The sequence below is a fragment of the Microseira sp. BLCC-F43 genome, assembly GCF_041929235.1.
Lineage (GTDB): Bacteria > Cyanobacteriota > Cyanobacteriia > Cyanobacteriales > Aerosakkonemataceae > Microseira.
This window is the reverse complement of the sequence record NZ_JBHFNP010000236.1, coordinates 1-10,583: the sequence shown is the minus strand read 5'-3', so window position 1 is coordinate 10,583 and position 10,583 is coordinate 1. Positions and strand designations below refer to the sequence as shown.

9 protein-coding genes are annotated in these 10,583 nt (G+C 44.4%); 8 read left to right on the top strand and 1 reads right to left on the bottom strand.

Annotated features, from left to right (window positions below):
• From ACE1CM_RS32365 to ACE1CM_RS32335, 7 genes are all read left to right on the top strand, one after another.
• Positions 1 to 444, top strand: a 444-nt coding sequence (locus ACE1CM_RS32365) for a hypothetical protein (RefSeq protein WP_374882987.1), incomplete at its 5' end; no start/stop codon positions are given.
• A 121-nt stretch (positions 445 to 565) separates the two neighbouring features.
• Complete coding sequence (locus ACE1CM_RS32360) at positions 566 to 1,231, top strand: hypothetical protein (protein ID WP_374882986.1); 666 nt, start codon at positions 566 to 568, stop codon at positions 1,229 to 1,231.
• A 171-nt stretch (positions 1,232 to 1,402) separates the two neighbouring features.
• Positions 1,403 to 1,885 carry a GNAT family N-acetyltransferase gene (locus ACE1CM_RS32355; RefSeq protein ID WP_374882985.1) on the top strand — a complete coding sequence of 161 codons (483 nt, stop codon included), beginning with the start codon at positions 1,403 to 1,405 and terminating at the stop codon, positions 1,883 to 1,885.
• A gap of 37 nt (positions 1,886 to 1,922) precedes the next feature.
• Complete coding sequence (locus tag ACE1CM_RS32350) at positions 1,923 to 2,618, top strand: hypothetical protein (protein WP_374882984.1); 696 nt, start codon at positions 1,923 to 1,925, stop codon at positions 2,616 to 2,618.
• Positions 2,619 to 2,628: 10 nt separating this feature from the next.
• Complete coding sequence (locus ACE1CM_RS32345) at positions 2,629 to 5,958, top strand: NACHT domain-containing protein (RefSeq protein WP_374882982.1); 3,330 nt, start codon at positions 2,629 to 2,631, stop codon at positions 5,956 to 5,958.
• A gap of 420 nt (positions 5,959 to 6,378) precedes the next feature.
• A complete protein-coding gene (locus ACE1CM_RS32340; protein WP_374882981.1) occupies positions 6,379 to 7,440 on the top strand; it encodes a M28 family peptidase in 1,062 nt (353 codons plus the stop codon).
• Positions 7,441 to 7,550: 110 nt separating this feature from the next.
• A complete protein-coding gene (locus ACE1CM_RS32335; RefSeq protein ID WP_374882979.1) occupies positions 7,551 to 9,626 on the top strand; it encodes a S9 family peptidase in 2,076 nt (691 codons plus the stop codon).
• 205 nt (positions 9,627 to 9,831) lie between these two features.
• On the opposite strand, the gene ACE1CM_RS32330 is transcribed toward ACE1CM_RS32335, so the two are convergent.
• Positions 9,832 to 10,086, bottom strand: coding sequence for a peptide ABC transporter substrate-binding protein (locus tag ACE1CM_RS32330; RefSeq protein ID WP_374882978.1), 255 nt, complete (start codon positions 10,084 to 10,086; stop codon positions 9,832 to 9,834).
• A gap of 117 nt (positions 10,087 to 10,203) precedes the next feature.
• On the opposite strand from ACE1CM_RS32330, the gene ACE1CM_RS32325 reads away from it, so the two are divergent.
• The gene (locus ACE1CM_RS32325) at positions 10,204 to 10,443 is read left to right on the top strand and encodes a helix-turn-helix domain-containing protein (RefSeq protein WP_374882977.1); all 240 of its coding nucleotides are present in this window, start codon (positions 10,204 to 10,206) and stop codon (positions 10,441 to 10,443) included.
• Positions 10,444 to 10,583: the final 140 nt, after the last annotated feature.

The window sequence follows — 10,583 nt, the reverse complement described above, 5'->3', positions numbered from 1 at the left end:
CGGCATTCTGCCATCTTTGGTACAAATCAAACCTTATTACACGCCGTGCCCCTGCATTGTACCTGTAACCCGATTCATCGATCCTTGTCGGGGCACGGCATTCTGCCATCTTTGGTACAAATCAAACCTTATTACACGCCGTGCCCCTGCATTGTACCTGTAACCCGATTCATCGATCCTTGTCGGGGCACGGCATTCTGCCATCTTTGGTACAAATCAAACGTTATTCTACGCCGTGCCCCTACCCGCAAACATTCCACCATCTTTGGTACAAATCAAACGTTATTCTACGCCGTGCCCCTACCCGCAAACATTCCACCATCTTTGGTACAAATCAAACGCGATCGCACGCCGTGCCCCTACCCGCAAACATTCCACCATCTTTGGTTGATACCAAACGTTATTACACGCCGCGCCCCTACCCGCAAACCTGCCAACCCATAAATTCAATTCCATAGGCAAGAACGGCTTTAGATTTTCTTTATAAATTGGCTCGTTTAAAACAGCGCAAAAAAGTAGTTCAAATTTTACAGAAAACCCTCTGGTGAAAATAGTTCAATAGACTGTGAACCACAAAGGGTGTAAGAAATATATGCAAATTTTAGGAGCAAGTAAATTTGACCAGTGCGCGCTCAACATGTCTTTGATTAATATTTGTAACCAAAACAGCTATGTGGGTCAAGAGATGCTAAAGATATACAACGCTTGGAAAGACGAGACAGGGGAAGCGATAAACAATCCTTGGTTAGAGTTACAACAATTTACCATCTACGTTCCCCATCCCGACCAAGAATATGAAGATATGACCTTAGAAGCAGGTCTGACAAAGGGTTACAACATCGAAGTCAAGCCGGTGCAAGATAGAAGTCAAGTGCCTTATAAAATTCCAGAAGGAGGACATTTCGTTGTAATAATGAAGCAAAAAGGACTGAATGCAGACTTTGCGATCGCCGCGACTGGGGTTTTCATTCGTCCTTTGGGAATTCTCAGTCTTGACATCATCGTTGACCAACAGAAAAACGAATATCAGTCCGTCGTAGTACTGCACCCAGTCATCAGGGACTACCCGTCAGGTTGGCAAGAAAAAGTGAAAATGTTTTTCAGCGGCAATATCAGAGGGAATGACCTGCCAAACTTAGTTGGACATGTTGACCAAGCGTTCAATCGCGACTATCGACCCCCCTCTTGGAATGAAGTTTACTTGTCAGCAAGTGGATTTAAAGGGTTTTGAAACAACAGGGGCGGGTAACGATAAAATTTCTCAATGTAGGGTGCGTTAACGAAGTGTAACGCACCGCGATCGCTGACGCCAAGATTCGCCCATGTAGGGTGCGTTAACGAAGTGTAACGCACCACGGCGATTGCATAAATCGCTGGTATAACCCGCCCCTACACCCTACCAATGAACAATCCCCTACCACCAGAATGCATCCTTCGCCCTGCGACCAAAGAAGATATTTGGACAATTCGGTTCTTGGTACTGAGTGCCAAACTTGACCCGACTCAGTTGCGCTATTCGCAATTTTGGCTAATTGAATGCGAGGGAAAAATCGTCGCTTGCGGACAGTTGCGCGGGTTTGCAGGGGCGCAAGAATTGGGGAGTTTAGTAGTAGCAAAAAATTGGCGCCATCGCGGTTTTGGCACCTATTTAACTCAGCATTTAATTAAGCAAGCAACCCAACCGCTTTATTTAGAATGTTTGGGTGAAAGACTCGTGCAATTTTATACCCGTTTGGGGTTTGTGCCTGTTGGTTGGCAAGATTTACCGCCATCTCTGAAATGGAAGTTTGGCATTACCCAATTCGGTAGTAAACTTTTGCCCTTTATTTCCGTAACAATTATGCAGTATCGAGGAGCTGCTCTAAGTAATGCGGTGCTACAGTAGCAATAAGCACCCCTAGAAAATATACTGAGTCAATCCTGTGACATCTTCAGCGTTCAACCTGAGACTGCAACAGTTGGAAACCAACATTGCTCAAACCTTTACTCTGCTAAATGAGTTCGAGATCGAGTTGCGTGACGAAGATCACCCCGGAATCAGGAGCAAATATCGTCGCCGAATTGAGCAGTTGCGGGAATTACTGACTCGCCATCAGCAGGAATACGACGAATTACAGAAGCAGGTGACTGGCGAGGCGCCTGCAAAGATGCAAGATGTTGCTACAGAATTGCAGCAGGTTAACGCCAAGCTCAACACTCTGGGCAACATGGTATTAAGTAGTTATGTCGAGTTGCGTCGAACCTTGCTAGCTCGTTATGCTGCAACTGAGCGAAGCATCGTTGCGGCAATCGCCAAGCAACTCAACCAAAACCAGCTGGTTACTGTGCAAGCGATGTTAGATGCTTTGGAAACCAATCGCATTTCAGAGGCAGAAATACAGCAGTTGCTCGCTGGCATTCAGGAAATGCTAGCTGTGGTAGAAGCGAAAAAGCTAGCTTTGCCTCCCGCAGTTGCCGAGGTGATTAATCATCCTGCGTTTGATGCCAAGCATAAACTCAAGGTTTCCATACCCATCATTCCTTTTCTACTCGATTATGAAGGAGAATTGGAATTGGCAGCTGGTTTCAACTTGAAAGCAGCTTGGGAGCGTTGGATAGCAAAGTCTCGGAGAAACTAGGTAGTCGCTTGTGGATTCGCGTCAGCAACGTAAAAGTCAACTGGAAAACTTACTGATTCAAACCTACGAACAGCTCAACAATTGTGAGCAGGAATTGCTCTTGGAAGACAATCCACAGCGTAAAGGAAAGTTAGAACATCAAATCAATGATTTCAGAAAGCACATTGATGCTTGGCAAAAAGAGCTAGCGACTCTCGCAGCAGAACTGAAATCCCTAGATGAGTCAGACAGCAATCTTGATATTGATGCTTTGGTGCAACGGACACTATCGCTCCAAGTATCTCCAGATAAGCTGCAACAATTAAACCAGGCACTTGAAACAATTCCGTCAGTAATCCAAAAAAAAGAAGAGCTTAAACAGAAGGAAATTGAAAAACTAATCACCGAACAAGCTGAGAAGGAGTTTCAGGAAGCTGAGCAGGCGTTTAAGGAAGTTTTTAATCAAGTACAGCAAACTTTTGAGCAGGTATTCAACCAAGTAGAACAGATGTCTGAGAAAGAAAAGTTTGCTCTTGAAAATACAGAGCAGATGTTTAATCAAGCTAAGCAGAGTTTTGAGAATGCACTGCTGAATCTTAATCAAGCTAAACAGAGGTTTCAGAATGCAGGGCGGGTGCTTCAGGAAGTGCAGAAGTCTAAGAAAGAAGAGTGGCGTATTAAGAAAGAAGAGCAGCATTTTAAGGAACAAGAGTGGCATTTAAAAAATGCCCAGCTGTTGTATAATGAAGCGCAGCCGACATTTCAGGCAGAAAAGCAGAGATTTGCTCCTGAAATCAACTTACTAGAACGGGCATTTAAAGAAGCAAGAGAGCGGGGTTTTAAACAAATTTACAACAATAGCAATAAAATAGTTATTTTAATTTTTAAGTGGCTGATGATTCTTCATTTAAAAGTTTCTAACACTTTTTGGCAATATCTGGATTTTATTAGTTTAGTATTATTTATAAACAAAAGTCAGGCAATGATTGCTAATTTTCCTAATTTCAAGCAGATTGACCTTAATAAGAACGCTAAAGAAGAAATAAAGAAGTTTTTAATAAATGAAGCTATTATAAAAATAATGAGCCGTTTACCGATTAATGATTCTGAACGGGAGGCATTTGAAAAAAAATTAGAAAACCAAAGTATGGGGATAGAAAAGAAAGCCAAGTTACTGGCAAATGAAGATTTTGTCCGCAATTTTTACAAAAACAAAGTGCCCCCGCCCCTGAGTATGGAATTGAAGGTAAAGTTACTAGCAGGGGATATGAATTTACCTAGTGAACTAATCCAGAAAATTTTTGACGTTGAGGCAGTTGCTCCTGATGTTTTTATCAATATCTGTTCGCACCTAAATCTGGAGTGGCGGAAGATTCTGGATGTTGATTTTTTGAGGGTAGTTGTCGAATTTGTCCCCCAGGTGCGCTCGCAGCGCCACAAAAAAATTAAAGACCAGTGTGCGACTATGCGGATGCTGGACATTTCCCAACCAATTTCTATATCAAATATCTACACTGATGTTTATATCCTCGAAGAGATCGCCTGTCAGCAATGGCGAGATATTTCTGACTTAGCGCAAGACTTTAACCCTGATTCAGATGACTTTGATCGACTAGGGTTGAGTAAACGTCACCAGCGAATACCAGGACCAGAAGCTGTATCGCAGCACAAAAAATTGATGGTTCTGGGAAAACCGGGTTCAGGTAAAACCACCTTTTTGCAGTGGATAGCAGTTCAATGTAATGACGATGAATGCGAGTTTTTATCAAACCTTGTCCCGATTTTTATTAGACTGAGAAACTTCGCTGAAGATACCAGCAGAGATAACAGCGAGTCCAAGCTATGGAACTACATTCACCAAGAATTTGTCAGTTGTGGCATTTCAGAGCAATCGATTACTGAAAAGATACTCGATTATGGAAAAGCGCTGATTTTGCTGGATGGTTTGGATGAAGTTCCAGAAAAAGATGGAGATGAAGTTATTACGCAAATCCGTCGCTTTGCTGAGAAGTATTTCAAAAATCAATTTATTATTACCTGCCGCATCGCCGCACAGAAATATAAATTTCAGGAATTCACCGATGTTGAGGTAGCAGACTTTAATCAAGAGCAAGTCGAACCCTTCGCCAAGAAGTGGTTTGTGGCAGTTTCCAGAAATAACCGACAAGCTGGGGAAGCTATAGCACAGCAATTTCTTGAAAAGCTCAGGTTACCAGAAAATCAGCAAATTCGAGAACTCGCAGTCACACCAATCTTGCTAAATCTAACTTGTTTAGTTTTCCAAGCTAAAAGAGAATTCCCTTCAAAACGTTTCAAGTTATATCAGCAAGGACTCGACATTCTGCTCGTGAGATGGGATGAATCTAGGGGTATTAAACGAGATGAAGTATATCGGGATTTACATTTAGATCGAAAAAAAGCGCTTCTGTGTCATGTAGCTGCTATCACTTTTGAGAACAGCCGTTATTTCTTTGACCAAAGTGAAGTTGAGAGATATATTGCTGACTATCTTCGTACTTTACATAGTGACCAAACTGACCCAACAATATTGCGACGGGATAGTGAGGTGGTGCTAAAATCTATTGAGGCACAACATGGGTTATTAATAGAGCGAGCGCGAGAGGTTTATTCTTTTTCACATTTAACTTTTCAAGAATATTTGACTGCTCAAGCGTTTATTAACAGTTTTACTTCACAACCTTTGGAAAAGTCCGTTAGGAATCTAACCCAAAAAACTTGGCGTGAAGTTTTTTTATTAGCAGCAAGTCAGATAGAAGATGCTCATCTGTTATTGATGAAACAAAAAATTGATGCCTTGGCAGCTTCCGAGCAGAAATTGCAGCATTTTATGAATTGGGTCATAGTGCAGCAAAAATCTTTTGCCTTTGAGTTTACCTACAATTTAGCAGCTTTAGCAGCAATCCGGAAATTTTACTTTGATGTCTATTTTACGAGTAAAACTGTCCTGGCAAATAATAGAGATAGTAATTTACTTGCCAAGGAAATTTATTTGGCACTGAATCCGCACTTGCACAAATTAATAAGTCAGCAAAAGCGACTGCTTGATGCAGAAGATAAAAAAGCATTTTATCAATGGAGGGAGTCTAAAGGTAAGACTTGGTATAGAGATTTAGTCTCAACAATAGCTGTACGGCGGGATATGGGTGATAATTTTCAGGTGAGCAAATTGTATTACGATGCTAACAATTTATTGCTGGATTTCCTCGATCGCAGTCAAGTGTCTCCCGGAGTGCGACAGGAAATTGAGGAAACTTTATTATTACCCCTTAGCGAGATTGAGCAGGGAAAAAGTAATATGATGTCCGGTGGTATCGGTAGTGTATGGATGGCTAATTGCTAATTGCTAATTGCTAATTGCCTCCAGAGTTAGTGATTAGCTATTAAGCTGCTACACATTTAAATCCAATAAAGAGGCGGGCAAGATGCCCACCCCACAAGAAGAAGGGAAAATTTGACTCTCAAATTAGGTGCGTAGCAGGTTAGCAGTTACACAACGGTTGCCTAAGGACATGATATGAGAGATGATCGGGGTATCGATCGCATTTACCTGCCAAAGATATCCAGTAAAGGCGGGTTTAGATAAACTTTGTGTAGGGGGTAGGGCTTTTTGGTCAGGACTTAGGCAAAGAAACTAAGGGCGATCCGAAAAATCGTTGGTTTGGAAACGAGACATCGACTCTTCACCAAAGTTTCTTTTCTCGTCGTGCGTCAGTCCTGTTGGTGAAACCCGCCGCTACAAACCAAACTGGAGAACTACGCTTTGGATTTAAAACAACGTTTGCAAAATCATCTGACTCAAATAGTATGCAATCGCGACCCCTACTTCGCCGCCTCTGGACATTTTTTCGTCCAGCAATACATCCGCGAACAGATGCAACAATGGGGAACAGTAGAAACCCACTCATTCACCGTCGGCGGCAAAACCCATGATAATTTAATCCTCAATTTACCCCCCAAGCATTCGCAAGAGTCTGGGAACCAGGGGAATCACATCCTCAATTTACCCCCCAAGCATTCGCAAGAGTCTGGGAACCAGGGGAATCACATCCTCAATTTACCCCCCAAGCATTCGCAAGAGTCTGGGAAAGAGGGGAATCACATCCTCAATTTACCCCCCAAGCATTCGCAAGAGTCTGGGAACCAGGGGAATCACATCCTCAATTTACCCCCCTTAAATAAGGGGGGCAAGGGGGGATCTCCGATTTTAATTGGCGCACATTACGACGCCGTACCTGGAACTCCCGGTGCGGATGACAACGCTACAGGTGTCGCCGTATTGTTAGAATTAGCACGAGCATTTGCTGCACAACCGGCAAAATACCCAATGCGACTGGTAGCGTTTGATATGGAAGAGTACGGTTTATTAGGAAGTACTCAATACGCGGAAGATTTAAAGCAACAACGACAATCGCTGCGGTTAATGCTGTCTTTAGAAATGCTGGGTTATTGCGATTCTACCCCCGGTTCGCAACGCTACCCCGCGCCTTTAGAACGCTTTTACCCGAATACGGGTAATTTTATCGCTTTGGTTGGCAATTTAACGACGATTGGCGATTTAATTCAACTGCGAGGTACTATCCGCAAATCTGGTACGCCTTGCGAGTTGTTACCCGTACCAAATCGCGGTTTAATCGTACCCCAAACGCGCCTGGGCGATCATGCGCCGTTTTGGGATCGGGGTTACCCAGCGATGATGGTGACAGATACGGCGTTTATGCGAAATCCACATTACCATCAGGGGAGCGATCGCATTGACACCCTCGACTTAGATTTTCTCACGGGTGTCTGTCGCGGCTTAGAAGTCGGTATTCGGGGACTGTAATCAAAGTTTTAATGTCGCAAAAATAACTACAAGCGATAATCTAGAAATCCCTATGGGCTTTCGCTGTCTCACCAGCAGCACGTACCCTCGTACAATTGGAATCGCTTGCAATGCAGTACCAAGAACATCTTCCCTTGTCTGAAGTATCTCCTCCAGTCGCACCGAAGCATCCGCAGGTGCTTTCGCTACACGGTGACGATCGCATCGATAATTATTTTTGGCTGCGCGATCGCACTAACCCCGATGTCATCGCCTACCTGGAGGCGGAAAATGCCTACACTAAAACCATGATGCAGCATACCGAACCGCTGCAAGCAACTCTCTACAACGAGATGCTTTCTCGCATCCAGGAAACCGATCTATCGGTTCCCTATCGCAAAGGTGATTATTATTACTACAGTCGCACCGAAGAAGCGAAAGCATATCCCATACACTGTCGCAAGCGAGGCAGTCTGGATGCACCGGAAGAAGTATTACTCGATGAAAACTTGCTCGCAGAAGGAGAAGAGTACTTCGAGTTAGGGGTATTTGCAATTAGTCCCGATCAGCGACTTTTGGCATATTCCGTCGATACCAATGGTTCGGAATTGTACACTTTGTATTTCCTCGATCTGGTTACCCGCGAACTTTATCCAGAAAGTATCCCGGAAACCGAATATTCCCTCGCTTGGGGGAACTACAATCAAACGGTATTTTACACCAAAGTAGACGAGGCTCATCGCCCGTTTAAGCTGTTTCGCCATATATTGGGGACTCCGGTAACGGAAGATGTTTTGGTTTACCACGAAACCGACGAATCCTTTAATTTGAGGGTGTATAAAACCCGCAGCGAAGCTTACATTTTGATGCATCTGGGAAGCAATGTCACCTCAGAAGTTCACTTTCTCGATGCCAACAGTCCGAGGGAATCTTTTCAGGTTATTGCTGAGCGATCGCATCTGGTTGAATACTCGGTAGAACACCACGGCGACTACTTTTATATCACCACGAACGAAGATGCAATCAATTTCAAATTGATGCGAACTCCAACGACCAATCCTACTAAGGAAAACTGGGAAACGGTTATTCCCCACCGGGAAGACGTTTTTCTCTCCAATGTCAGTGCTTTTTCCCACCATTTGGTTATCTCCGAACGCGAGTCTGGATTACCTAAAGTCCGGGTGCGCCAACTTTCCACCGGCAATGAACATTACATCGCATTTGCCGAACCAACCTACGAAGTTTATGAAGGAGCAAATGCCGAATTCAATACCAATATTTTGCGGTTTAACTATACTTCGCTGGTGACTCCAAATTCGGTATTTGACTACAACATGGATACGACTGAACGCGAGTTAAAAAAGGAAACTCCGGTTTTGGGAGGGTACGATCGCACCCAATATGTCAGTCAACGACTCAATGCGATCGCTCCCGATGGTACTCCCGTTCCCCTCTCCCTCGTCTACAAACAGGGTATTGAACCCAACGGCGCTAACGCTTTACTATTGACAGGATACGGTGCTTATGGTATAGAAGAGCCGGATTCTTTTTCATCGACTCGACTAGCGCTGCTAAATCGGGGGGTGGTGGTAGCGATCGCGCACATTCGCGGCGGCGCGGAAATGGGACGCAAGTGGTACGAAGATGGTAAGTTTCTCAAGAAAAAGAATACCTTTACCGACTTTATCGCCTGCGCCGAACATTTAATTCAAGCAAAATGGACTTCCCCAGAATACCTCGCGATCGAGGGCGGTAGTGCAGGCGGACTGTTGATGGGTGCAGTCGTCAACATGCGTCCGGATCTGTTTAAAGCAGTCGTCGCTAACGTACCCTTCGTCGATGTCGTCACCACCATGTTAGATGCTTCCTTGCCCCTGACTGCGATCGAATGGGACGAATGGGGTAACCCAGAGGATAAAACCTTCTACGACTACATGAAGTCCTACTCTCCCTACGACAACGTTGAGGCGAAAGATTACCCAGCAATGCTAATCACCGCTGGTTTAAATGACCCCCGCGTTGCCTACTGGGAACCCGCCAAATGGACAGCCAAACTGCGCCAATTGAAAACGGATAATAACCTATTGCTGCTCAAAACCAATATGGGTGCAGGACACGGCGGCGCATCGGGGCGCTACGAACGACTCAAGGAAATTGCCTTCGAGTACGCCTTTCTTTTGGAACAATGGGGTTTGAACCAAGGGTAATAATTTATACCATCTCCTCCCACATAAACATTTGACGATTGTAGGGACACGGCATTTAAAATATCTTGATCCAAACCAACAACGTTAATCTTGCCGTGCCCCTACCCGATGCGATCGCAATTTCACCATCTTCGGGGCACGGCATGCAAAAATCTTGAGAGAAACCAACAAGGTTAATCTTGTTCCCTACCCCGATTGATTGAAATTAATTTGTCGCAAAATGCAGCGTTAAGATACTCATGAATTCACCAGGTTTGGGGCCTGGTTGCAAAGGACTCCAATCCCCAACTTCCGCGACTTTCAGACGATAAAACTTGTGAATCATGCGGATAACGCCAAGGCGCGATCCGATTAACAGCAGTCGGACTGATTCCCTGTTGGAACTCGTTCGTTCACAAGTATCAATAGATACGCGAACATCAGGGTTTTCGTCGGGATCTATCAGAAAGTTTGTTTGCATATGGTTTTACCTGTACAGTGACGTTCCTATAGATCAAAGTATAGTCATCATATCGGATGACTGTCAACAATTTGGGTGGCGTTTACGAGTTCCTGCTCTTCTGACACGATTAGGAGCATGGGAAGAGCAGGAAAAGCCCTCAAACAGGTGCTAGAGACTTATGACATTAGCCAGTACAGTATCGCGGTGGCTTTGGGAATCGAACGCAATAGCGTGTATCGTTGGGTTCACGAAATCCGAGACCCTACCGCCGAGACGGTTGTAGAGATTGTCAAAGCGTTAGAAGGCATCAACCCAGCCGCCGCCGAAGCGTTTATCAAGCTCTATCTGGTTGATGCGCTTGAGAATAAAGAGTAGTGACAACTCCCACCGCTAACCGCAAGCGGTGTAGCGGGGGCTTCTTAAACTCACGAATAAGAGTTCTTGCTTCACGGGCTGTCCATTGACTAAGCCTTCACAAGCAGCAAACGGTTGTCCTACCGTCCGTTGAAAAACAT